The 24,797-nt window shown below is 36.6% G+C and carries 21 protein-coding genes; 2 read left to right on the top strand and 19 right to left on the bottom strand.

Annotated features, from left to right (window positions below):
• Nucleotides 1-25: 25 nt before the first annotated feature.
• The 18 genes from ACZ9EE_RS21515 to ACZ9EE_RS21430 all read right to left on the bottom strand — a co-directional run bounded on the left by ACZ9EE_RS21515 (nt 26) and on the right by ACZ9EE_RS21430 (nt 19,797).
• A complete protein-coding gene (locus tag ACZ9EE_RS21515) occupies nt 26-907 on the bottom strand; it encodes a carbohydrate ABC transporter permease (protein WP_476030393.1) in 882 nt (293 codons plus the stop codon).
• Nucleotides 908-922: 15 nt separating this feature from the next.
• A complete protein-coding gene (locus ACZ9EE_RS21510; RefSeq protein WP_476033039.1) occupies nt 923-1,825 on the bottom strand; it encodes an ABC transporter permease in 903 nt (300 codons plus the stop codon).
• Nucleotides 1,826-2,005: 180 nt separating this feature from the next.
• Nucleotides 2,006-2,770 carry a sugar phosphate isomerase/epimerase family protein gene (locus ACZ9EE_RS21505; RefSeq protein WP_476030391.1) on the bottom strand — a complete coding sequence of 255 codons (765 nt, stop codon included), beginning with the start codon at nt 2,768-2,770 and terminating at the stop codon, nt 2,006-2,008.
• Nucleotides 2,767-3,765 carry a Gfo/Idh/MocA family protein gene (locus ACZ9EE_RS21500; RefSeq protein WP_476030389.1) on the bottom strand — a complete coding sequence of 333 codons (999 nt, stop codon included), beginning with the start codon at nt 3,763-3,765 and terminating at the stop codon, nt 2,767-2,769. The genes ACZ9EE_RS21505 and ACZ9EE_RS21500 overlap by 4 nt, the downstream gene beginning before the upstream one ends.
• Before the next feature lie 351 nt (nt 3,766-4,116).
• A complete protein-coding gene (locus tag ACZ9EE_RS21495; RefSeq protein WP_476030387.1) occupies nt 4,117-4,665 on the bottom strand; it encodes a helix-turn-helix domain-containing protein in 549 nt (182 codons plus the stop codon).
• A gap of 86 nt (nt 4,666-4,751) precedes the next feature.
• Complete coding sequence (locus ACZ9EE_RS21490) at nt 4,752-5,525, bottom strand: sulfite exporter TauE/SafE family protein (protein WP_476030385.1); 774 nt, start codon at nt 5,523-5,525, stop codon at nt 4,752-4,754.
• 41 nt (nt 5,526-5,566) lie between these two features.
• A complete protein-coding gene (locus ACZ9EE_RS21485) occupies nt 5,567-6,511 on the bottom strand; it encodes a hypothetical protein (RefSeq protein WP_476030383.1) in 945 nt (314 codons plus the stop codon).
• Between the two features lie 222 nt (nt 6,512-6,733).
• Nucleotides 6,734-6,922 (bottom strand): hypothetical protein, encoded by a 189-nt coding sequence (locus ACZ9EE_RS21480; RefSeq protein ID WP_476030381.1) that lies wholly within the window; start codon nt 6,920-6,922, stop codon nt 6,734-6,736.
• A 91-nt stretch (nt 6,923-7,013) separates the two neighbouring features.
• Entirely contained in the window at nt 7,014-7,550 is a 537-nt protein-coding gene (locus tag ACZ9EE_RS21475; protein WP_476033038.1) for an IS110 family transposase, read from the bottom strand.
• 484 nt (nt 7,551-8,034) lie between these two features.
• Complete coding sequence (locus ACZ9EE_RS21470) at nt 8,035-9,282, bottom strand: sugar efflux transporter (protein ID WP_476030379.1); 1,248 nt, start codon at nt 9,280-9,282, stop codon at nt 8,035-8,037.
• Between the two features lie 51 nt (nt 9,283-9,333).
• Nucleotides 9,334-10,773, bottom strand: a complete 1,440-nt coding sequence (locus ACZ9EE_RS21465) for a glycoside hydrolase family 1 protein (RefSeq protein WP_476030377.1) — start codon at nt 10,771-10,773, stop codon at nt 9,334-9,336.
• A gap of 23 nt (nt 10,774-10,796) precedes the next feature.
• The gene (locus ACZ9EE_RS21460) at nt 10,797-12,233 is read right to left on the bottom strand and encodes a glycoside hydrolase family 1 protein (protein ID WP_476030375.1); all 1,437 of its coding nucleotides are present in this window, start codon (nt 12,231-12,233) and stop codon (nt 10,797-10,799) included.
• Between the two features lie 87 nt (nt 12,234-12,320).
• Nucleotides 12,321-13,712: a glycoside hydrolase family 1 protein gene (locus tag ACZ9EE_RS21455; RefSeq protein WP_476030373.1), complete on the bottom strand. Its 1,392-nt coding sequence runs from the start codon at nt 13,710-13,712 to the stop codon at nt 12,321-12,323.
• A gap of 281 nt (nt 13,713-13,993) precedes the next feature.
• Nucleotides 13,994-15,337: a cellulase family glycosylhydrolase gene (locus ACZ9EE_RS21450; protein ID WP_476030371.1), complete on the bottom strand. Its 1,344-nt coding sequence runs from the start codon at nt 15,335-15,337 to the stop codon at nt 13,994-13,996.
• Nucleotides 15,338-15,375: 38 nt separating this feature from the next.
• Nucleotides 15,376-16,512, bottom strand: coding sequence for an SGNH/GDSL hydrolase family protein (locus tag ACZ9EE_RS21445; protein ID WP_476030369.1), 1,137 nt, complete (start codon nt 16,510-16,512; stop codon nt 15,376-15,378).
• Nucleotides 16,513-16,638: 126 nt separating this feature from the next.
• Nucleotides 16,639-17,907, bottom strand: a complete 1,269-nt coding sequence (locus ACZ9EE_RS21440) for an ABC transporter substrate-binding protein (protein ID WP_476030367.1) — start codon at nt 17,905-17,907, stop codon at nt 16,639-16,641.
• A gap of 99 nt (nt 17,908-18,006) precedes the next feature.
• Nucleotides 18,007-18,891 carry a carbohydrate ABC transporter permease gene (locus ACZ9EE_RS21435; RefSeq protein WP_476030364.1) on the bottom strand — a complete coding sequence of 295 codons (885 nt, stop codon included), beginning with the start codon at nt 18,889-18,891 and terminating at the stop codon, nt 18,007-18,009.
• A gap of 21 nt (nt 18,892-18,912) precedes the next feature.
• Nucleotides 18,913-19,797 carry a carbohydrate ABC transporter permease gene (locus tag ACZ9EE_RS21430; protein WP_476030362.1) on the bottom strand — a complete coding sequence of 295 codons (885 nt, stop codon included), beginning with the start codon at nt 19,795-19,797 and terminating at the stop codon, nt 18,913-18,915.
• A gap of 738 nt (nt 19,798-20,535) precedes the next feature.
• Here ACZ9EE_RS21430 and ACZ9EE_RS21425 point away from each other — a divergent pair.
• Nucleotides 20,536-22,770, top strand: coding sequence for an alpha-galactosidase (locus ACZ9EE_RS21425; protein ID WP_476030360.1), 2,235 nt, complete (start codon nt 20,536-20,538; stop codon nt 22,768-22,770).
• Nucleotides 22,771-22,806: 36 nt separating this feature from the next.
• Nucleotides 22,807-23,739, top strand: coding sequence for an ROK family protein (locus ACZ9EE_RS21420; RefSeq protein WP_476030358.1), 933 nt, complete (start codon nt 22,807-22,809; stop codon nt 23,737-23,739).
• A gap of 35 nt (nt 23,740-23,774) precedes the next feature.
• Here ACZ9EE_RS21420 and ACZ9EE_RS21415 read toward each other — a convergent pair whose 3' ends face one another.
• On the bottom strand, nt 23,775-24,785 hold the full coding sequence (locus tag ACZ9EE_RS21415; RefSeq protein WP_476030356.1) for a LacI family DNA-binding transcriptional regulator: 1,011 nt from the start codon (nt 24,783-24,785) through the stop codon (nt 23,775-23,777).
• Nucleotides 24,786-24,797: the final 12 nt, after the last annotated feature.

Raw genomic sequence — 24,797 nt, 5'->3', positions numbered from 1 at the left:
AACGCCCCCCATTTTCTTCACTTCATTATTCTTTTACAGAGCCCAACATGACACCTTTTGAAAAGTGCTTTTGTAAAAAAGGATATACCACTAAAATTGGAAGCGTAGACAGGACAACGGCAGCCATTTTTATCGTTTGAGTAGGAAGTTGTTGGTCAGAAACCATTTCAGCTGCAGACGCTCCACCAGTGGAGGTGTCAGAGTCGATTAACATATTCCTTAATACAACCTGTAAAGGTACCTTATCAAAATCATTAATATAAAGAATCGCATTAAAGAAAGTATTCCAGTAGGCCACAGCATAAAATAATCCAAAAGCAACCATGGCAGGTAAGGATAATGGCAGCACTATTTTGAAGAAAATCCCTATATCATTACAACCATCTATTTTGGCTGCTTCTTCTAACTCTGCTGGAATGCTATCAAAAAAGCTTTTCATTAAGATGACATACCATCCGCTGGAAAGAACAGGCAATATTAATGACCATATACTATTGATCAAACCTAAATCACGAACTAAAATATAATTGGGAATAATCCCAGGGTGAAATAAAATCGTGAATAAAATTAACATCATCATAATCTTTCTTCCTCTTAATCTTTTACGAGAAAGAGCGAACGCCATTCCGGCAGTAACAATTAGACTTAAGGCAGTCCCAACGGTAGCTAGAAAAATATTAACTCCTGTCGCTTTTAAAAAGGCAGAGGTGGTTAATAGATACTTGTAGGAAGCAAGTGTCCATTCCTTCGGAAACAAAACAAATCCATTCTTCTCAACATACTCATGAGGGGTGGCAAACGAAACAACAAAGACATAATAAAGAGGAAATATCGTAACAATTCCTATCACAATTAATAAAATGATATTTAGATAATTAAAAACGCGATCCCCAGCACTTTCTCTCATTTCTACACCTCTTTTTTAGTAGATTCCTTCTTCACCGGATTTTTTAGCGATCCAGTTAGCGAGAATTACTAATGTTAAACCAATCACAGATTTGAATAATCCTACAGCTGTGGTATAGCTAAATTGTCCGCTTTGAATCCCATTACGATAGACATATGTCTCAAATACATCGGCTACTTGAGAGACTGCACCGTTCATCATTAAAAACACCTGCTCAAAACCAACATCCATAATACTACCTAGTCTCAATATAAATAAAACGATGATCACATTCTTGATTCCTGGCAGCGTGATATGCCATATTTGTCTGATTCGGCTAGCTCCATCAATTTTAGCAGCTTCATATAACTCAGGATTCACCCCAGCAACCGCAGCTAGGAAAATAATTGTACCCCATCCTGTTTCTTTCCAAATATTTTGGCCAACTAATAGATACCAGAATGTACTTTCATTGGTGAGAAAGTCGAAACTCCCAAGTCCCACTTTTTCTAAAATCAGATTAATGATTCCTGTTGATTCAGACAGTAATAAAAATGAAATACCAGCAATAATAACCCATGATAGAAAATGTGGAAGATAAATAATGGATTGAATGGTACGTTTAAAAAACTGAGAACGTACTTCATTTAGTAGAACAGCTAAGAGTATAGGGATAGGAAAGAAAAATACTAGATTTAAGAAACTAATCATCATTGTGTTTCTAAAGAGCAAGATAAAATCAGGATTTGTAAAAAAACGTTCAAAATGAGCTAAACCAACCCATTCACTCTTGAATACACCTAGATATGGAGAGTAATCCTGAAAGGCAATGATGACCCCCCACATCGGAACATATTTAAATAATAGAAAAAACAAAACACCGGGAAGAGCTAGTACATATAAATACTTATCACGTTTTATATCTGCAAAAAACTTCATTCTTTTCTTTTTCTTCACAGCTACTTTACTAGCGTGAGTAATCGTTGTAGTTGTTTCCAAGTAGAATCACAACCTTTCTGAAAAAACGTTTACCTAGTTCCAGATGGAATAAATTATTGCTGTTATTACCCCTTTAAAGACTATTAACAGATGAGGTAATAACAGCAATCGATCATCTACTTAATCGATCATGATTGACAGTCCCTGTTTCATAAATGCATAACAGTCTTTCATCCCATCAATGATACCGCTTCCACTTTCCTCGTCAGCTGAAATCCACCCACTATATTTAATATCTTCAATAGCTTTAAAGACTGGTGTAAAGTTGATATCTCCTTTGCCTAGTACGTGCCAGTCACCCTCAGCAAAATCCTTCATATGGAAGTTATCAATTACTCCACCAAAGCTATGAATAACCTCTTCAATATTAGTAATACCAGACTTTACAAGATGGGCAGTATCCACCGTAAGCCCGACCGACTGATTCTTAACTCTTTCAAAGAACACATCAAAATCTTCTCTATACATAACAGGATTATTATAATGATGATGCAAGGACAGCTTGACCCCAAATTGTTCTGCTTCTTTTCCCAAGTCTGAGAACAAATCTGCAAATCTGCGAATATCATTCTTTCCAACTGTTTCTCTTGGTACCAAATGACAGAAAATAATTAAGTCTGTACCTACTTTTTCTCCAAATCGATAAACCCTTCGCAATTGCTCGATATTTTTCTCATCAAGGGTTCCAGCAGTTATTAACCCAGATCCAAGACCTTTTAATGATCCCCATTGCTCTAAAAACTTCTCTGGCTGATCTAGGTAAGGTGCATACTGACCATGCTTTAATTGAAGTCCATCGTAACCAAAGGATTGATAGTTTTGAAACAATGTGGTTTGTTCTTCTATTGTTTCTGTTGGTCGGGAAAAAGCAAACTTTTTTGTCATACTAATACACCTTGCTTAAATGAGACTATTTTATTTTCATTAGCTGCTAAATACGCAGCATCTAGCAATGCAACCGTTTTCAAGTTATCGATTGCGCTATTAGGAGCTTCACTACCGGTTTCAATTGAGGTTAATAATTGATTTAGCCCACTGAATGTAGCTTCTTCTCGAGAGACTTTATTTTCCCAAACCTGTACCGGTTCATTTTCACCATTTCGATACAATTCTACTGAAGTATGTTTAGCCACTAACGTACCTGTTTCACCAATAACGACCATTTCATTTTTCCTATATGTACTGGAAAAACTTTGTACATACGTTACAATTGCTTCATTCTCAAACGCAACCTGTACAGTTGCTTCCGTTTCACCTGTACAATTTATGGCTGAAGATGATCGGATTAAGCATGAAATGGACTTGGGATTAGAATCAAGTACTAATCTAAATCCATCAAACCAATGAATTCCCATAACGGACATAGCATGACGTTCACAATTCAACCGCCAGCCTTGATCTTGTCTGAAAAATATCTCATTAAAAATGATTTGACTGACATTCCCGATAGTATCCTTTTTAACGATTTCTTTAATAAGCTCGAAAGGATAGTGTCGTCTAAAATTTTGATTAACTGAAATAGGAACATTATGTTGTTTTGCCTTTTCCACTATTTCAACTGCTTCTTTAATAGAATCAGAGAACGGTTTTTCTACAAAAATAGGAAATCCAGCTTCAATAAGTGGAAAAAGTACGTCTTTTCTAATCGAGGTAGGAGTACAAACTACTGCAACATCAACATTACTAGATTGGATAAAGTCTTCTATACTAGTAAATCTAAGAGGAATACCATACTTATCTGCTTTTTCCTGTAAGATGACAGGATTATAGTCACAAATCGCAGCCACTTGAACGCGATCTCCCTTATCCTTGTACCCTTCTAAATGCAATTCAGTTACGCCGCCAGCACCAATTAGACCTACTTTAAAACATTTACCCATAATTTCCACCCCTTAGTTTTGGTAAATCAACTTGTTAAACTTAACTCCAGTTCAACTATATTTAGTTTAATTCAACCGTGTTGAATAAGTCAACTACTATTTTGAATTTTTTTACTTTTTAAAATATTCTTTTTTCTATACTTATACTCCTTCACTTTTAAAAAATTTATTATATTAAAGATAATATTAAATACGCGAAATAAAACTAATTTTATGTAGGGTTTTGTTAGAAAAAGGATTAATATTACTAGTAAACCCTAGTTTTTTTAAAAGAAAGAGAAGCCTATTGTCCAAACACACAAAAAAACAACTATTTCAAAATAGTTGTTTTTTGATATACAGTAATCTCTATTAGTCTATTTCTTTTGCTTGAGAAAAAACAGCTAAGTAAGTAACCTCCTCTGTGATTGGTTCCAACCGATGATCCTCGAGGGAGTCGAAATAAATACTGTCTCCTGCACTTAGTATATATTGGTTAGCACCAACAAAATACTTCATTACACCTTCTATCATGTAAATAAACTCTTCACCAGTATGAGATAAGGAATTGTTTTTTGTTTCACCCTTTTTGGCTATGAATAAATAGGGCTGCATTAATTTTTCCTGTCGTTCAACCGCAAAAGCATAAAAAGAATAACCATTTTCTGTTTTTACTAATTGACCCATACTAGTTTCTTTTGTTGTACAAATAGAGCCACATTCCTCATGATCATCTAACAGTACCGAAACCTTTGTACCCAAAGAATCAGCAATTTTCACTAGAGTCGCAATAGATGGAACAGTTTTTCCATTTTCGATTTTAGATAGCAAACTCTTTGAAAACTGACAAGCATCAGCAATTTCAGATAAATTACGGTTCTGCTCTTTTCTAAGCTTTCGTATTTTCTGTCCTAATTCCATCTGCATTCACGCCCATGTTTAATTTTATTCAACTGGTTTTATTATAATTAAACATTTTTGAATAGTCAAACATTGTTATATGAATATCATAAATGAAAGAGATTAGGAAAAATTAGCTTTACTGCTCCTATTGTACCAAGGATTAAGATGATCCGTTGAAACGTTGTTTGGGGGATAAACTTAATGAGTAGAATGCCAATAAATGCCCCCAAAAATATAAAAGGACTAATCATAAAATCGAAGGATGCCGAATCTAAAGTAATGATTCCTAAACCAATATAAAAAGGAACCTTAATCACATTAACAAATAAATAAAACCATGCTCCCGTTCCGATGAATTCTTTTTTCGGAAGTTTTTTTGCTATAAGGTAGATTGACATGATTACCCCAGAAACATTTCCTATCATGGTCGCGAATCCAGCCAAAGACCCCATTAAATAGGTGAACCACTTTGAATTTAGCCTGAGGTTATTAATCTTTGAATTTATAAGATCTTTACTAACTTGGAGAATAATTAAAGTTAAGATTAATATACCAAGTACATGTGTTAACTGATCGCTATTTAACTTCCATAATACAAAAAAACCGACGAAAATTCCTACTAGAACCCAAGGAACAAGTGAGAATAAATGTTTCCAAACAACACTTCTTCGATAATAAATGACTGCAAATATATCCCCGATAATCAACATAGGAAGCATAATTCCGACTGTTTCTTTTGCAGGAAAGACCTGTGCTAAGAGGGCTACATTAAATATCCCCAAAGTAGCAATTCCCGTCTTTGCAACCCCGATAAGAATACTTACTGCAATAGATATAATCCACTCAGGCAGTTCTAACGAATCAAATATGATTTCCACATCCCCTTTAAGTTTTTTAGGTAGTCCTTGATAGTAGAAATTTAATTTTTCATCTGTAAAAATCTATCCAGACCAAATCCACTAATTAACATTCTTTCTTTTTTATTACCTAATAACTTCTGGGACCAATCGACAAACCCACCGTCTCCAATGGGTACTTCTTCTCCGTTCACTTTGATGATCACTTTAAACTGCAGGCCTTGATAGTATGAATGATCTCCTATTTCGGATATTGAGTCGATATTAATATGTGATACTTTATTTTTGATTTCGTCAGTTATTTTTAGAATAAGGCCTTCGCTATCTTTATATCCTTTTGAGTTAATAAACCTAATGATAATTTTGGTTTCTAAGAAGGACTGAAATACCTCTTGATAAAAAACAAGCTGTTCCATGAGCGCTTGCTTTTCAAAATAGTATGATCCCCTATCCCGCCCAGAAGTAACTAGACAAAAAAGATGAAAGTGAGGTACTAAGCCTGGTTTCGAAAAAGCTTGTGCTCTGACTATCCTTTGTGAACTACTGAACCTTAGGAAATCACTAGTGTTATTTAATTCACCTTTTTTCAACTTTTCACAAATATATAATGCTAATGAGTTGGTCGAATCTGCGACGATTTCTGTCCCCCTTAATGCCGAAATTACTTTATTTTGATTAACTGGGGCTATGATTGAACATGCTCCTAGTGGAGCGGCCGGCGATAATTGAAGAGGAAAAAAAGAAAGGCTTTCTGCCATTTTCAATAGGTCTAATTCCATTTGCTTTAACTTGATTGGATTAATGGCTGCAGGTTGGACAAATATATTTGCTGTATACCTCTTAAGTAAGTCACTTGGGGCACAATTAGTTGTTCTATTTCTAAAAATACCTAGTAGCATAGAATTCAGATCTGATAACGAAATTTCTTCACTTAATGCTTCCAAAATTCTTTCCGCACCAACATGTTCTATAATACGATTTACGGCCTCTTTTTCATATTTACTCATTTTCATCTACCACCATTTTGGATTTTTTGGGAGCTGGTATTAAGCAGAAATGTAGAAGACGAATACGTCCATTTCATTCGTTTGCTTGACAACGATGCTTCATCCGGCGGTGCGTTCATAGACGCCCATTTTCAAACATTGTAAGATTGTTTGCCTATCTTTATTTATTCTTTCAGTAAACAATAGATTCCTTTTATTTCTATCAATGATTCATTACTTATATTAATGAACAAGCAATAGCACCTGGTATTCGATTCGTTCTTTTGAAAGGTCAACCATTTGCTTTATAAGCTGTTCTTTTTTCTCTTTTAAATCTGAGATTCGTTTGGCATAATCCCGTACTTGTTCACATCGCACATCTTCTTTTGAAATGGCCTGGTAGGAATCTCTGGCAGCTTCAAGTAAAGCCATTCCCTTCGATTCTGCACGCGCAAGTCATAAATTTTTTCGAGTGTTTGCTTTTAGCCGATTCCGAACTACCGTTTTAGAATGGGCTAATACTTCATCTGGATGAGGATAAAGTTGTACGATATTTAAAAAGAGTGCGGATCGCGTAGAAAAAAGACGTTCTAATTCTGGGAAGCTTAGCTGCAAAAATAGCGTGCATCCGATTTAAGATGTGTGAGATTTCCCGATCTAATTCATCATAATAACGTGTAAGTGCACGCATTTGTTTATAATAGTGCTCTTCTTGATATGTCTTTTCCCGTTCTAATCGAAAATGCGATTTAGCAAGCTCGTGGGCATCGCTTTGATCGGTCTTATGGTGACTAATTGAGGCCGTTTGAAATTTCGCCTCTAATGGACTAAGACGATGATAGGCATAACCTTCTGTTTGAAAGAAGTGTTCTAACGGTATAGAATACACTCCTGATGCTTCAAATACTATTTCAGGAGCTTCTCCATCTTGTTTAGTGGTTTCATCAACCTTTTCCTTTAATGCTTTAAACGATGATTTGGTGTGTTTAATTTCAATTTCAAGCTCACATTTTCGATAGCCATTTATAGACGACCATTGTACTTTTTCCCATACTAACATCAAATGCAAATACATGTTTCAAATTCATTTCTCCTCTTTGACCAAAACATAGAAGTCTTCACAGTGCCTTATCGATTCCATTTTCTTTTACGCGATCTCGTGGATCCAACATACTATACTGATTCAAATAAGGTGTGAAGTCGGTCGGTTTTTAATACGGATTCTTGGGATCCAGAGGGTGTCTCGACCTTTCCTTCACTTCTACTATAAAAAATAGTAGCACAAACCATGGCCTTGGTCTGTGCTACTAATGTTAGTATGTTTTTATGCGAATTAACTCTTTGGAATATCTTCAATCCTTACTATAAAGATACTTATTAGTTAATAATCCCTGTGCAAGCGGGCTAAAGGGAATCGAACCAACAGCGTTTTCCTGAACATCGACACCGCCCAAAGTTATGCCAAAGACCTAAGGACACTGCTGGCAACAATAATTCCGAACGCCCGCTTCGATTATATTCATAGATTTGTCATCTTATATAAGTTACAAGATATGCATTTTACAGACTTTAGCATTGTTTACTTTTTCCTTACCAAAGAAAACAAGTAAAAGTAAGGCAACACCCGCAAAAACCGTATAAACGATTATTAAACTTCCATAATTTATTATTTGAGAAATAAATCCAAATAACAAATAACCAATGGTTGATCCAATTGAAGTCGTATTCATATAAAGCGTTGTAGCAGTTCCTTGCGCTTGGGGAATAAAATCCTGAAAATAGGCAATAGCAATCCCGGCAGTAATGGAAACTTGAGCAGCACTTAATACTTGAATCGGATAGATTTGCCATGGCTCTGTTACAAAGCTTAATAATAGAAAATAAGTAAATGCAATCGCAAATCCTAATTTTATGAGAATCGCATTTTCAATTTTAGTTGCTACTATCCCTACAATAATCATCAATGGAACTTCGAACATCGGCGGGACACTAAAAATAATCCCCACATCCATCTCCGTTCCATGCAATACTTTTGTTACAAATTGAGACATGTTCAACATATGGATCGAAGTGGCTGTTGATAATAAGAAGGCTGCAGCTAGATAGGCAAAAATATGAGGTTTCTTCACATATCTTCCTATTGCTGGTGCCTTTTTTATGGATACCTGTACTCTTGGAATATCCTTTAGAAGAAAAAGGATGGTTATCAGTGAAAGAAAATTGCCTGCTGCAACAGATAAGAACAGTCCTTTAAAACCAGCTGCCTGCAGCAGTCCAGACCCAAACGCTGGTCCTACAGTCCAAGATAGAGCAAAAAACATACGAAAAATATTCATGACAAATGGTGTTTGTTCACTTGGAATATTTGCTTGTTTAAGCGCATCCCGAGCATAAGCCCATAATTGTGGAACCGCTGCCCCCGCTGTCCCTAAAACAAAAAAGCCAGTTAACGCTAAGCCTATATAATTTCTTAGGAAGGCGAACAGCGTATATCCGATTACTCCAGCCGCAGCCGCTACAACCATTATCTTTTTTCGGCTGGTGCTTGTATCCGATCGTTTTGCAATATAGCTGCTGATTGTTACTCCGCCAATTGCCATAATCGTCATAAAAACGCCAAACCCAATGTTACTCATCCCTACCTCATCGATCCCAAAAAGAGAAGAAAAGGGTGCAAAAAAGGATGAAGAAAGGCCGAAAATAAAGTTTATTAAAAATAGGACTGGAAAGGAAGGGATTCGCCATACAAATAAAATTTTCTCCCTTAAATTGGTCAAAACATTTTTTTTCATATATTCCTTCAATCCCATCATTAGTTTACTCTAAGTTGTTATATATATATTTTAAAGCTTAGCTCCATTAGATTCTATAACTTCTTTATACCAATAAAAGCTATTCTTCTTAATCCGACGTAAATCATGTTCTCCTTCTTCATGCTGATTCACATAAACAAACCCATATCGTTTTTGGAAGCCATTTAGCCAGCTTAATAAATCAGTAAAGGACCAGACGCAATAGCCAAGAACTTCCACTCCATCAGAAACAGCCCCCTGAATTGCTTTTACATGTGACTGGATAAATTCGATTCGATAATCATCATGAATCACATCATCTGCTTCTACCTTGTCATATTCACCTAAACCATTTTCACTAATCAGAACCGGAAGATCATATCGGCTTGTAATTCTGCGCAGAGCAATTCTTAATCCATCTGGATCAATGTTCCAATCCCAGTTAGTCCTTTTCAGATTAGGATTGGTTGCCGTTTTAAATCCGCCTGGTAGCCCGGAATGCTTTGAGGTCCCTTTTTTCCCTGAAGTATTCATCTCTCCTTGGGAAACGCCGCCTTCAAATGGATTTTCTTCAAATGTATGTGTTTGATAATAATTAAGCCCCATAAAATCAGGAATGCCCTCTCTTAATAATTCCAAGTCACCCGCTTCAATGGTTGGAGCTAATCCATTACTTTCCAAGTACGTCCATGCTGCCTTTGGATATTTCCCCCAAGCATAGACATCCATCCACCAATGGCTGTTTAGTTCTTCCGCATTTTCTGCAGCTAAAACGTCTTTAGGATTAGCAGTTAGTGTATAAGCTGGAGAATAAGCAAAGCTAGGCCCAATCTTTCCATCTGGGACATATTTGTGGAACTCCTTGATTACGCTCGCATTAGCTAAGTTTGCATGATGATTTACTTGATAAAATAATTTTTCATCTTTAACACCTGGTGGGTGTGCAGCCATCCGATAGCCAAGCCCCGTAAAAATATTTTGTTCATTTAAACTGACCCAGTATTTCACCCGATCACCAAAATGCTTAAATAATGTAACACTGTAATTAGTGAAATCCTCAATAATTCTTCTTGATTCCCAGCCCCCATATTCATCCTGAAGAGCTTGTGGTAAGTCCCAGTGATACAAGGTTAAAATAGGCTCAATGTTGTTTTCTTTCAGTTCATTAATTAAATTATCATAAAACTCTACCCCTTTTGGATTGATTTCTCCTTTTCCATTTGGAAAAATTCGAGTCCACGCCACTGAAAAACGATAGGCTTTCAATCCCATTTCTTTCATTAGCTGGACATCTTCCTTGTATCGATGATAATGATCGACGGCGATGTCACCAGTTGTTCCTTTAAATGTTTTTCCAGGGATACGAACAAACTCATCCCAGTTTGAAACCCCTTTACCATCTTCATTCCACGCGCCTTCTACTTGATAAGCAGCTGATGCTGCTCCCCAAAGAAAATCGTTTGGAAAAGGATTTAATGTTTTAGAGATCATAAATCTTCTCCTCCTTTGATTTATTATTTATATACATCCCGATCAATTTTTAATTCTCTTTTCTTAATAAGCTCACTAAACCAATACGCAGATTTTTTCATCTTTCGATTCCGATTTTGTTCCAAATTAATTTCAACAAGACCGTATCTATTTTTAAAAGCATTCATTGGTGAAACATTATCCGTAAAAGCCCATAGCATGTAACCTATGCAATTAGATCCTTGTTCCACTGCCTTTAATAACCATTGTAAATGCTCACTAATAAATTCAATTCGGTAATCATCCTGAATGATTCCGTTGTCGTCTTTATAGTTAAACTCGTTTTCTACTCCCATGCCATTTTCAGCAATGAACCACTCAATATTTCCATACTCTTCTTTCATCCGCATCGCCATATCAAACATAATTTGCGGGTAAATTTCCCAGCCCCGAAACGGATTCATCTTTCTGCCCGGCAGTTCAAACATCTCATAATAGTAAGCAGGATGAAAGGGGGTTCTCTCATTCCAGGCATTCGAACGAGCTTTTACACGATGAGGGAAATACAAATTTAAACCAACATAGTCAACCGTATTTTCCTTAATAACTTGTAACTCTTCGTTAGTTGTTTCGAATGCAATATCATGCTTTTCCATTAACTCATATAACTCTTCAGGATATTCTCCTTTAATAGAAGGATCTAGAAAGACACGATTATAAAATAAATCATACATCCTTGCCGCTTCTTTATCATGTTCGGCGGTAGACCTAGAATAGGTAACTTCAGGATTTAAAATGATGCCAATCTTTGCACCATATTTTTCCTTATATCCTTTCTGCTTGAACAAACGAACCACTTTCGCGGTTGCCAGTGCTTTATTATAGTTCCATTGCATCCACTTTTTTGTGTTTTGCTCGAATGGATAACGGATTGCATCTAAATACACTCTCGTTTGGACAACAATCGGTTCATTAAAGGTAAACCAATGTTTAACACGATCTCCGTAACGCTCAAATACCTTTTCTGCATACCGAACGAATAAGTCTACCACATGCTTAGAACCCCAGCCGCCATATTTTTCAAACAACAAGCCTGGCAATTCATAGTGTTCTAAGCAAATCATCGGTTCCACACCGTTTTCTATTTGTGCATTAATGACATGATCGATAAATTCTGCATATTCCTCGTCTACGGTGATATTTTCATAGTCGATAAGAAACCGGGACCAATTAATCGAGGTGCGATAATGAGTTATTCCTATTTCCTTCATTAATCCTGCATCTTCTTGGTACCGATTATAAAAATCGGTTGCTATAGCCGGTCCGTAACCATTATGCCAAACATGCTTATTATTCTTATACCAAAGGTCAATATAAGAATCCTGTGTTTCCTTTTTCCCAGTCCACCCTTCTGTTTGCCAAGCAGAGGCTGCCGCGCCCAGAATAAAATCGTTAGGAATTTTTATAGTCATTGATTCCATATCGTTCTCCTCCTATATATAAAATGGAGATTAGTAATATTACCAATCTCCATCTATTTAGGTCTCTAGGATTACTCCAGCATCCTATTATTTTAGAGAAACACTTTCCTTAGATTCTAAATCTTGTCCGTTCGTAGAAATCACTTTCTTAAACCAATCAAAACTCTTTTTCTTATATCTCTTTAAATCTCTCATGTCGGTTTCACCGCGGTTTACAAAGATGAATCCGTAGCGCTTCTCGAATTGACCGCCGGAGCTGATTAAATCAGTTGACCCCCATGTAAGGTAACCAATTACATCAACGCCCTCTTCCATTGCCAGCTTCATTTGCTTGATATGTTCGCTTAGGTATTCAATCCGATAATCATCTACAACCGTATTGTTTTCGTTTAACTCCTCGCGGACACCAATTCCATTTTCAGTTATAAAAATAGGCAATCTATAACGCGCATACATATCTTTTAAACATACCCTTAAGCCGATAGGATCGATTGCCCACCCCCACTCATTTGTCTTTAAGTTCGGATTAGGAGTCATACCAGAAATAAGCCATTTGCCATCTGCTTTTTCTGCACTAACTGTCTGACTTTGATAGTAGCTGATGCTTAAATAATCAACTGTATTTTCTTTCAATAATTCAGCATCGCCTTCTTCAAATACTGGCATAATGCCTTTTCTTTCAAGATCCTTTGTCACGTACGTTGGATATTCCCCATGGGCAAATACATCAAAATAGAAATCGACTAACAATTCTTTTGCTTTCATATTTGCAATCGCATCTTCAGGCTTGCATGTATTTGGATACGTTACTTGATAAGTAACCATCCCAGCCATTTGCCCGCCTGGCACTAGTTCATGAAGGGACTTTACTGCCTTCGCATGTGCCACAAATGCATTATGGGTAACTTGATATCTCAACGCTTCTTCATTTTCAGCACCATCTAGTTTTACACCCCAGAACTGAGGATTCGTTAATACTAGATTTTGCTCATTAAAGGTTAACCAGTATTTCACCTTATGTCCGTAGCGCTTAAATACAGTTCTTGCATAGCGATCAAATAAATCGACCACTTCTCTTGAAGCAAAACCATTGTATTTTTCAGCTAATGCCAGCGGTAAATCGAAATGGTAAAGAGTAATCACCGGCTGGATGCCACTAGCTAACATTTCATCAAAAAGGTCATCATAGAATTGTAAACCTTCTTCATTTACTTCCCCTTCACCATCTGGGAAAATTCTTGACCAAGAAATACTTGTCCGGTATGCATTAAAGCCCATCTCTTGAAAAAGAGAAATATCTTCCTTATAGCGATGATAAAAATCGACTGCTGTTGTCCAATCCGATTGACCTTCCTTTACAGAACGGGCATCGACGATGGAAGGACCCTTTCCTCCTTCATTCCAAGCACCTTCTGTTTGAAAAGACGTTACAGCGCCACCCCATAAAAATCCTTCTGGTATTACATTTTTCTTTTCCATTTTTGTTACCCCTCTCAGCATTTAATTTTTTTCTATCAAATTTCAACAAAGCTAACTTTAACGTAACTCTCTAATGGATCGGCTCAAGTGGTTTATTCATTTTTAAGCAAAGATAGGATTGTTCTTAATGAGTTTTATATGTTTCTAAAACGCTTCCACGTTCTATTATAAATCTTATTTTAAATTTGTCTATTCGTTTTTGATAAAAAGTATAGACATTTGGTTAAAATGACTGCAATATTTGAATTAACGTACTATTATCCATACGGGCTGGAACACCTTTACTTACTTTTTACTGTATTATCTACTGCTTCGACATTGGAGGGTGCAGATGGACCCGCTTGATTCAAAGCTTTGATTCTATAAAAATATCGGCGTGCACTTGGAGGAGTATCTTTAAAAGGTACAAATGGGATAGAATCTTCTAGTATATTATCGGAAATGACGATCCATGGCCCCTCCGGTTGTTCAGCTCGTTCAAGAATATACTTTTCTGCACCAGCTGCGCCTCTCCATTTAATCCTTTCAGGAGACTCAATCGGTAAAAGTATTGGCGCGTCCGGTTCATCGACTTCAGGTATTGGACAGTTTCTAATTCGATAGGCAGACTCTCTCAAAAATTGAAGTTTATCTCTTTCACCCGTGACTTCTCTAGAAGGAAACCCAGGCCAGTTGAAACAAGGATTATTAGGCTCACTAGGTTCACCATGATAATAAAATCCACCATCTTTACTATGGTAACGAAGGCTCCAAAGGAGAGCACCTGCCATCCCTTTTTCTATTCCCGTTTCTAGCACTTCCTTTACTATTTGGGGATCCTTATGATTAAATTCCCCAATAATAAACGGCTTTTTTCCTTTCGCTAGTTCCACATCTGCGGTAACCCGGCCAACGATGTCATGTCCACGATCGACATAATAATGATTGGAAACAATATCGATATTCGGATTATCTAATGAAGCTATTGATAGCCCGTATTTCCCGTCAATAATGAGATGATTTTTATCTAGACTTCTAATATAGTCCGTAATTTCCGCCGTCCATGAATCAGGACAATCATCTAATTCATTGCCTGTTTCCCAGGCCATAATGGCTTTATCCTCTCTATAGGGGACGCCCGTGTATGAGTTCGTGCGATTAATAACATAATGAAGCAGTTGTTTAAAGTCTTCAATTAATTCTCGATCTGTCCAAAATTCAGGTGCTGATTTCCCTCTTAATGCAGCAAAGTGCTTGATACCGCCAAACCAATCCCAATAGTCAATAAAGGGAATAATTAGCCTTACATTATGTTTGTTGGCCAGTTCAATTACTTTATCCAAGTCCTGAAATAGATCTTCATCAAATTGTCCTGGACCGTAGATATGTGCTTTTCCACTTTCCCCTGGACGAATTCCGCCTTTAATGGAAAACGTATACGTCCTTGTGACCTGTCCTCCCATTAAATGGATGGTTTTTAAAGCATCCTCCACTTCCCATGGATCAATACGATGCCAGTTTGGTAATGGATCTTCATTAATATGGAGATTGGGTATATTAATAGAAACAAACCGAAATTCCTCTTGGCCATTGAACAACTTATCATCTTTTCGGGTTATAAAATGTTCCACCATTTCCTCCTGCATATAGGAACAATATTGGGTTGTTCCTTATTGATATGAATTTAAAATATGTCCAAATCTACGAAATCAGACATTGCTTTAGCGCCCTGTTTACTAGGATGCAAATGATCACCTGAATCATACTCTAGTAAAAGTTCGTTCGTTTTTTCAGGATTCTGTATTGCCGCATCAAAATCAATCACTCCATCGAATTTTCCAGAAGTTTTTATCCAGTGGTTGACCGCCTGCCGTTTTTCTTCTTCTAAAGAAGTAATCCCTGCATATCCGCCAAACGGCATAATCGTGGCCCCCAATATTTTCATATTGCTCTCATGTGCCCATTGGATGTATTTATGTAGTCCATTTATAATTTCTTCCGCCTTAACCGATTTTGAAATCGGATGGGGTCCGCAGGAATGAATGATGTCATTTACACCATGTAAAACAACAATATACTTAGCGCCTGTTTGGTGGACGACATCTTTCTGAAATCGTTGGATTCCGGCAGTACCATACTGAAGGGATTCCGGGCTATCATTTAATACCTTGTTTCCCCCGATAGCTTGACGTAATACCCCGATTTTCTTACCCGCTTTTACTAAACGCTCTGCTAAATAATCCGGCCAATCCATAGCAGTAATGGAATCCCCAAAAGTTACTACAGATGAGTATTCCTCACCCGTTAAAACATCAACACCTGTTAATAACGGTAAAGCTGGTTGATTACCCGCCTCTTTAGCAATCGGAAATTTAGAAGAATCCGTATAATTCCCCTCTACAGAGGTAAAACACTGGCTGCTTACTAAAAACGCAGTTGAAATTTTAGTTTTTCCAGAAAAAAACAGACTAATAGAAATAGACCCTAAATCTACTGTTTTTATGTCTACCTCATCACTGATAACAACTTCCTGATTGGGCATGATCATGATAGCTGGCTCTCCATTAAACGTAACCACACGATTTGTGCCCTCTGCAATATCACTATCTTTTTTGGACAGGGCAACCGATACCCCTGATAAAAATATTGGTTGATGGCCAAATCGATTCGAAAATTTTAACCTGATTTTGGTACCACCAATGGAAAGTTTAATTCTTGCTCTGAGTGTTTGCTCGTTAAGGTACAGCGGTGCCGCACTAAAGTCGACAGGGCTAATACTCCAAGACCCCACCCATTTAGGCGTAATCTTTAAATCTTCCAATTTTATCCTCCTTTTAATTTTTGTTCGCATCAATTTATGATGTGTTTTCTTCACCGGTAAATCCATCTTCACAAAAATCTAGGGAAAAGGGTACCTGTTTGAGACCTAACAAGTACCCTTCATTCATTATTTCAAGTTATAATCTCTACGAACTTGATCTGCGAATTTCTTTAATTCTTTAGCAGGATCTAAGTTTTTCAAATTAATATTGTCTGTTACCGGAACAAACTTTGAATCAATCTCAGAATATGCTGGAATGTACGGAGCAGTCATGACAGTCTTTCCTTCTGACAAAATATTAGCTAACGACTTTGCATTTTCTGGAGCATTAGCCATGCTTGTGATCTGGTCAGCATTACGTTTTACAGTAGGAACAGCTGAGATAATCTTAGCTTGAATATCTTGACCTTTACCAGTTGTTAAGAATTGTAATAATTTATAAGCTTCTTCTGGATGTTTTGTACTTTTGCCGATTCCAATTGGTAGATACGCAGCAGGGGAAATGTTTCCTGCTTTACCGGCAGGAACAGGCACAATATCCCACTTGAATTTTACATTTTTGTTATATTCGGCCCAATCCCATGGACCAGTTACTTTCATAGCCGCTTTACCAGTCATAAATAGGTTAGTCATACCTTGCGATTGTGCACTTGTTGGCTGTACATGATATTTGTTAATTAAATCACGGGCAAATTTAACTGCTTGTATCGTTTCTGGTGAGTCAATAATAACTTTTTTACCATCTTGACTTACAAGTCCGCCGCCATTTGATGATAATAATAGACTTAAATAAAAGTTTTCAATACCAAATTGAGTTGTTTTTCCATTTTCAACCTTTGTTAATTTCTTTGCCGCATCTAGGAAATCATCCCAAGTCCAGTCATCCTTTGGATATGGTACGCCTGCTGCATCAAACATATCTTTGTTATAACCAATCATTTGTGTAGAAGCATCACGGATTAAGGCATATTGCTTGCCATCAACTTGTCCTAATTCAAGAACGTTTGGCATATATTCATCTTTATTGATTTTTTTATCAGATAAATCCATTAATGTACCTTTGGAAACAAATTGACCCATAGCAGAAGGCTGAAGCCATACTAAGTCAGGTTGGTCTCCACCGGCAGACATGGTTAAGAATTTGTCATTGTACTTATCATATGGTGCATAAACCGGTTTCACTTTAATACCAGGATTTGCTTTTTCAAACTCTTTAAAGATTTGACCTTCAAGTTTTGTTCCTTCTGGGTTATTGTTCCATGTTAAGATTCGAAGTGTTACATCTTTGGAAGTGCCACTTGCAGAATCTGACTTGGAGCCGCATCCTGTTAAGAAAACGGATAGTGCAAAAACAAGAGATAAAAGCAAAATTCCTAATCCTTTTTTGTTCCTCATGTAATTGTTACCCCCTAGGTAAATTAAGAATATGTTAATCAGAAAAAATGAAATTGGTATTTCTCATTTTTCCAAAGTGAAACCAAATTGTAGAAATGTTTATCCTTTACCACCTGTAGTAGCAATACCCTGGATAAAGTATTTTTGGCCTACAAAGAATAGAATGATTAAAGGTAAGATAATCAGTACACTTGCAGCCATCATAGGTCCCCATGAGATGATTAAGGCACCTTTAAATTGCAGAATTCCTAAAGCAAGCGTATACATGGAATCATCATTTAGGTAAACTAAAGGCCCTAGGAAGTCATTCCAAGTCCACATAAAGCTTAATAAAGCAACCGTTATAACGGCTGGAACTGATAATGGTAAGATAATTCTCCAGAAGATCCCAAATGTCCCGCACCCATCCAAAAAGGCTGATTCTTCTAACTCTTTTGGTATGGTTTTAAAGAATTGACGCAGCATAAAAATGAAGTATGCGTTTCCAAAAAAAGCAGGAACAATTAGAGGTAAAAATGTATTAACCCACCCAAGCTTAGAAAAAATCATATAGACTGGAATCATGGTTACTTGAGGTGGCAGCATCATTGTTGCTAGCAATAAAATAAACCATACATCTCTACCTTTCGCCTTAATCCGGGCAAACCCATAGGCTACTAGGGTAGAGGATAGGACTGTTCCAAGAACGGTTAATAGTGTAACAATAATCGAATTCCAATAGTACTTTCCAAAATTAACCATTGTAAAAACATCTTTATAGTTTGAGAACTTCCAAGTTTCTGGAATAATAGTTGGCGGGAAACTTAATGCTTCACTCTCCGGCTTTAAAGATGTTCCAAGCAGCCATAGGAATGGAAAGATAAATACAATTGATAAACCAATTAACAGAGCATAAGTTACAATTCTTTCAATGATTCTCCCTTTTTTGATACTTCTCTCTTTCTTCACGTTTACTTTCGGGTTTACTTTCGCAGCTAATTCCATCCTTATTCCTCCCTCCTGCAATTACTCATCGAACTCGTAGTAAACTTTCTTACCAAATACTTTAAATTGAATTAAAGTGAAGATTAAGATAATAATGAACAAGATCCACGCAAGGGCGGAAGCATATCCCATCTTAAAGAATTTAAAGGCATCTTGATAGAGATAGAACACATAGAACAGTGATTTATAGTTTGGTCCACCATTCCCGCTGCTGACTACATATGCCTGGGTGAATACTTGAAATGAGCCAATAAGACCCATAATTAAGTTAAAGAAGATAACGTTTGAAGTCATTGGTACAGTGACATTCCAGAATTTTCTAAGTTTTCCTGCTCCATCTAATTCTGCTGCTTCATATAAACTAACTGGGACACCTTGGAGACCAGCTAGGTAGATGACCATTCCTCCACCTGCACCCCAAAGACTCATAATAATCAAGGATGGTTTTACCATTTCTTCACTTAATAACCAATTAGAAGTTGGTAAATGGAAGAATCCTAAAATAGCGTTTGCAATACCAAAGTCAGGTTGGAAGATTAATATCCATAAAAGGGAACTAGCAACTGTTGGCACCAAAGATGGCAGGTAAAATATGGTTCTAAATACTCCCATAAATTTTACTTTGCTATTTAATAACACAGCTAACAAATACCCAACTACCAAACCAAGAGGAACACCTAAAACGGTATAAAACAATGTATTCCATAACGATTGCCAGAATAATGGGTCATCTGTGAATATCTTCTTGTAGTTTTCTATTCCTACCCAATTGGCTGTTCCAAGTCCTGAATAATCAGTAAAGGACATGTATAAAGAGTAAATCATTGGTCCAGCTGTAAAGATAAAGAAACCGATTAACCACGGTAATATGAACATATAGAATAGAAATGTTCGCGATTTATTCATCTTCCGCCCTCACTTTCCTGGGTTTCCCCTATGTTTTTTATTACAACAATCATATGGCTTGTAACCCTTTTCATAACGGATTATAAAAAAACTCTCCTCCTCTATTAATTTAGTAAGTTATTAATTTTAGCTGTAATAAAGGTTTGCTTATAAAGTACTCAACATAGTTACAACTATTAGAGAAGAAAAATAAAATGTAAGAAGGTTAAGCGTTGAAAGCCTTTCCAACTTCTTTTTTATCTTAAACTCACTTTTAGTTTTTAGCAACTATTTTTTAAAGTTATTTTAATTATTTATTACTTTAATAATTAAGTAACTTACTTTGTGATTTTATTATATACTCCTTTCCAATTAAATGTCTATACTTTTAATTGGAATTTTTTTAAAATTTACTCTTTTACCTAATCTTACATATCCTTTCAGTTTTCTATTAAATTCAGCCCTAGATATTAAACATTTCAACAATAGAATTACTAGATCAATACCCTCTTTAGTTAAATAAGAAAAGTTTTTTGTCATCCAAAGTTATTAACGTTTATTTGTTAACTAATCGATTACCTTATTTTATCAAAAAATATATTGTAATAGTTTAATAAACTTGTTAAAATTTTAACTAAACATACAAGTAATAAGCCAAGGATAAGCTGATTTATTTAGGATTCGCCATAAAGTGTAAGGGATTCCATAACTTAATTCCTTTAAAGTTAGATAGTACATTATTTTATTGAGGTGAAAAAATTGACAATTAAGGTAAATCCAGAAACAAGAGAATTTCATTTATTTAACAATCAAGTTAGTTACATTTTTAGAGTGCTCGAGAAGAGCAATCAATTAGAACATTTATACTTTGGCCAGAGAATTCAACACAGAGAATCATTTAAACACTTAATTGAAAGAGAGATACGTCCTTCCTGCAATATGTTTGAAGGTGATCATACATCATCACTTGAACATATAAAGCAAGAATATCCAAGCTTCGGAACCACGGACTATCGGCAGCCTGCCCACATGATAACTAATAGTATCGGCAGTCATATTTCGAACTATCAATATCAAAGTTATCAAATTATTTCGGGCAAGCCTGCCCTCGTTAACTTACCAGCAACCTATTTGGAAGACAACACGGAAGCCGAAACATTAGAAATCACTTTAATAGATGCAGTTTTACAAAGTAGGTTAATTTTAAGTTATACCATTTATTCTGATCGGAATGTGATTTGCAGGAATGCTAAATTTGTAAATGAAGGGAAAGATTCCTTCTATTTAAACAACGCCATGAGTACTAGTGTCGATTTTCCAGATGATCAATTTGAAATGCTGCATCTTTACGGAGCTTGGGCCCGTGAAGCGCACGTCGAGGTTCAACCATTATCAAAAGGAATCCAATCCATTTATAGTGCAAGAGGAGCGAGCAGCCATGCACATAATCCTTTTTTAGCCCTAAAAAGATTAGACACAACTGAGCATACAGGGGAAGTATATGGATTCAGTCTTGTTTATAGCGGTAATTTCTTAGGACAGGTCGAGGTTGATACCTATAGCGTCACTCGTGTAACCATGGGTATTAACCCATTCCAATTTAGGTGGAAACTGAAACCAAACCAAACCTTTCAAACTCCTGAATGCGTGATGGTCTATTCAAACGAAGGGCTGAACGGAATGAGTCAAACCTACCATGATTTATATCGAACACGTTTAGCCCGGGGATATTGGCGTGATAAGGAACGCCCAATTTTAATCAACAACTGGGAAGCTACTTATTTTAATTTTAATGAAGAAAAAATCTTATCCATTGCAGAAACAGCTAGAGATCTCGGAATTGAACTATTCGTTTTAGATGATGGCTGGTTTGGGAAACGAAATGATGATACAAGTTCTCTAGGAGATTGGTTTGAGGATAGAGACAAACTGCCAAATGGGATTCAAGGGTTATCCGAAAAGGTTGATGCGTTAGGTATGAAATTCGGACTTTGGTTTGAACCTGAAATGGTTTGCAAGGATACAAAGCTGTTTAAAGAACATCCTGAGTGGATCATTGCGACACCGAACCGCCGGCCATCACATGGACGGAACCAATTTATTTTAGACTTTTCTAGAGAAGAGGTCGTCGATCATATCTTTTCTTTAATGGATACTATCTTAGAAAAATCAAAGATATCTTATATCAAGTGGGATATGAACCGTTATATGACGGAAACCTATTCACAAAGCTTAGATTACGACCAGCAAGGAGAGGTAGCCCATCGCTATATCCTTGGAGTATACAAACTGTACGAGAGACTAATAGAGAAATATCCAGAAATCCTATTTGAGTCTTGTGCTGGCGGCGGTGCCCGCTTTGATCCAGGGTTACTCTATTATGCTCCACAGGCTTGGGCAAGTGATGACACTGACGCAGTTGAGAGATTAAAAATCCAATACGGAACATCAATGATTTATCCACTAAGCTCAATAGGCAGCCATATTTCTGCTGTACCAAACCATCAAGTAAGCAGAATAACATCAATGGAAACTAGAGCAAATGTTGCTTACTTTGGTACCTTTGGATATGAACTTGACATTACCAAACTAAGTGAAGAAGACAAAGCCAAAGTACAGGCACAAACCTCATTTTTCAAAGAAAAAAGGCGGCTTGTTCGGAATGGTCAGTTTTATCGCTTACTAAATCCATTTGAATCCAATGAAGTTTCCTGGATGGTGGTATCACAAGACAAAAAGGAAGCGATGGTCGGTTATTACAAAGTTTTAGCAAAACCCAATGATAAATACTATCGTATTAAATTAAAAGGACTGGATCCTACTAAACTTTACGCAATTGAAGGAAAAGATACAACACACTACGGTGATGAACTAATGAATATTGGAATTGTACTGGCTGAAGATTATACCGATCGTGCTGGTGAGTACTGGAGCCGAGAAAAATCAGGTGATTTCTCTTCGAAACTTTTCCTATTAAAAGAGGTCAACGCATAAACTAAACTATCATTCGGAATAAGGAGAGAGCAATCAATGAGAAATTACATGGTATTTGATGTTGGAGGAACAAACGTTAAATATGCGGTCATAAATGAAGATGGAGAATTCCTAACTAAGGGTGATTTTCCATCATCCCCGTATGATTTTGATAAATTTCATACTGACATTGTTTCGGTTACATTGGAAAATAAAGAAAAATACAATGTTACTGGGCTTGCATTTAGCTGTCCTGGCGGAGTTGATAGTGAGACAGGGATCATAGGCGGCGCAAGTGCTCTTCCCTGTATCCATGGGCCAAATTTCAAAGAAATTTTTGGCGGGTCTACGGGCTTGCCAGTTGAAATTGAGAATGATGCTAACAGCGCTGCACTAGGGGAAGTATGGAAAGGTGCTGCAAAAGATAATCAAAATGTGATGTTTACGATTATTGGCACAGGAATAGGCGGAGCTGTCATAAAAGATCGGAAAATCCATAAAGGAGCCAATTTACATGGCGGAGAAATTGGCTATATGGTTGTAAACGTTGAAAATGATAACGGTCAGTATACGTTTCGCACCTGGAGCCATGTAGCAGCAACAGGTGCCCTTGTGAAAGATGTGGCGAAAGTAAAAGGTGTTGCAGCATCAGAATTAAACGGTAAAATGATTTTCGAAGCAGCTGAAGCTGGTGATCAAGACTGTATCCATTCGATTGAGAAATTCTATCTATATTTGGCACAGGGCATCTACAATATTCAGTATGTATATGATCCCGAGAAAATCATTCTCGGCGGTGCTATAAGCAGCCGGACTGATTTAATTGAAAGAATTTATGAAAAACTTGACATTATCTTAGACTCAGTAGAGATTGCAAAGGTACGTCCAGTCATTGAAATATGTCATTTCAAAAATGACGCGAATCTACTTGGTGCATTGTTTCACTACTTACAGCGTCAAGAAGAACAGATTGCCACTAGTGTCTCATAATTTAAACAAAATAAAACAAGGCAGATGCCTTGTTTTTATTTTGCTATATTTTTGACTGAACCTCTGTAAATAATGTTTCCCTTTACAAATGTTCGGCCGTATTTTATATTTGGGTTTTTTAACTTTTCCATGATAAACTTAACCGAAACCTTCGACATTTCTTCGATATCAACTGCAACCGTGGTTAAAGAAGGTTCAGTTAGGGTAGCAAAGATCGAGTTATCAAAACCAACGACCGAACAATCCTCCGGTACATTTATACCTCTCTTTTGTAGCTCGTTAATAAGGTTATAGGCCACCTCATCATTATTACATACAAATGCTGTAGGCATATCTTTAGGAAATTCAATGTCGATATAAAATCCACGTTCATCTCTATCTTTAATGACATATTCCTTTTTAAGATCGATTCGATGTTCTAGCAGTGATTTATAATACCCAAGGAAGCGGTCCTGGATACTGCTGGTTGCATGAACATCCCCGACAAAAGCAATTTCCCTATGACCATTACGGATTAAATAATTTGTAACTTCATACATTCCATAGAAATTGTCCGTCAATACCGAATCAATTTCATTTTGATCTGTATAAAAGTCCAAAAAGACAGCTGGAATATCTATTTTTTGAATTTCTTCTACATAATCCTTATTTACTTGACCAAGAAAAATAAGGCCATCCACCTTTTTCTCGGTGTAAATTCTTGGCAAGACAAGCTGAGCCTCATCATCATGGCTTAATATATGCAGGATTCCTGAATAATGATAACTTTCCAGGACCCTTGATAATAATTGATAAAATTGCAGATAAAATGAAGTAGTAGTGCCAGAAAAACGTTCGTGTATAACAATCCCCAAATTATAGGATAATCCTTCTTTCATAGACTTTGCATGAGTATTAAATCGATAACCCATTTCTTCTGCGACCACTTTTATTTTCTGTTTTAGTTCTTCACTAACGCCTTCTTTATCATTAAGCGCCTTTGAAATAGTAACACTGCTGACTCCTAATTTCTCTGCTATGTCACGCATTGTAACATTGCTTTTCACAAAAATTCCTCC

This window comes from Bacillus sp. URHA0034, from assembly GCF_056280405.1.
Note: the sequence above shows the minus strand (reverse complement) of the source record. Positions and strands in the feature narration are given on the sequence as shown.

What these genes read in the sequence shown, in the direction of transcription:
- ACZ9EE_RS21450 (WP_476030371.1), bottom strand. Translation starts at nt 15,337, where the DNA reads ATGCAGGAGGAAATGGTGGAACATTTTATAACCCGAAAAGATGATAAG.
- ACZ9EE_RS21440 (WP_476030367.1), bottom strand. Translation starts at nt 17,907, where the DNA reads ATGAGGAACAAAAAAGGATTAGGAATTTTGCTTTTATCTCTTGTTTTT.
- ACZ9EE_RS21475 (WP_476033038.1), bottom strand. Translation starts at nt 7,550, where the DNA reads ATGTTAGTATGGGAAAAAGTACAATGGTCGTCTATAAATGGCTATCGA.
- ACZ9EE_RS21485 (WP_476030383.1), bottom strand. Translation starts at nt 6,511, where the DNA reads ATGAGTAAATATGAAAAAGAGGCCGTAAATCGTATTATAGAACATGTT.
- ACZ9EE_RS21510 (WP_476033039.1), bottom strand. Translation starts at nt 1,825, where the DNA reads ATGAAGTTTTTTGCAGATATAAAACGTGATAAGTATTTATATGTACTA.
- ACZ9EE_RS21470 (WP_476030379.1), bottom strand. Translation starts at nt 9,282, where the DNA reads ATGAAAAAAAATGTTTTGACCAATTTAAGGGAGAAAATTTTATTTGTA.
- ACZ9EE_RS21465 (WP_476030377.1), bottom strand. Translation starts at nt 10,773, where the DNA reads ATGATCTCTAAAACATTAAATCCTTTTCCAAACGATTTTCTTTGGGGA.
- ACZ9EE_RS21500 (WP_476030389.1), bottom strand. Translation starts at nt 3,765, where the DNA reads ATGGGTAAATGTTTTAAAGTAGGTCTAATTGGTGCTGGCGGCGTAACT.
- ACZ9EE_RS21430 (WP_476030362.1), bottom strand. Translation starts at nt 19,797, where the DNA reads ATGAATAAATCGCGAACATTTCTATTCTATATGTTCATATTACCGTGG.
- ACZ9EE_RS21460 (WP_476030375.1), bottom strand. Translation starts at nt 12,233, where the DNA reads ATGGAATCAATGACTATAAAAATTCCTAACGATTTTATTCTGGGCGCG.
- ACZ9EE_RS21505 (WP_476030391.1), bottom strand. Translation starts at nt 2,770, where the DNA reads ATGACAAAAAAGTTTGCTTTTTCCCGACCAACAGAAACAATAGAAGAA.
- ACZ9EE_RS21435 (WP_476030364.1), bottom strand. Translation starts at nt 18,891, where the DNA reads ATGGAATTAGCTGCGAAAGTAAACCCGAAAGTAAACGTGAAGAAAGAG.
- ACZ9EE_RS21420 (WP_476030358.1), top strand. Translation starts at nt 22,807, where the DNA reads ATGAGAAATTACATGGTATTTGATGTTGGAGGAACAAACGTTAAATAT.
- ACZ9EE_RS21515 (WP_476030393.1), bottom strand. Translation starts at nt 907, where the DNA reads ATGAGAGAAAGTGCTGGGGATCGCGTTTTTAATTATCTAAATATCATT.
- ACZ9EE_RS21480 (WP_476030381.1), bottom strand. Translation starts at nt 6,922, where the DNA reads ATGGCTTTACTTGAAGCTGCCAGAGATTCCTACCAGGCCATTTCAAAA.
- ACZ9EE_RS21495 (WP_476030387.1), bottom strand. Translation starts at nt 4,665, where the DNA reads ATGGAATTAGGACAGAAAATACGAAAGCTTAGAAAAGAGCAGAACCGT.
- ACZ9EE_RS21455 (WP_476030373.1), bottom strand. Translation starts at nt 13,712, where the DNA reads ATGGAAAAGAAAAATGTAATACCAGAAGGATTTTTATGGGGTGGCGCT.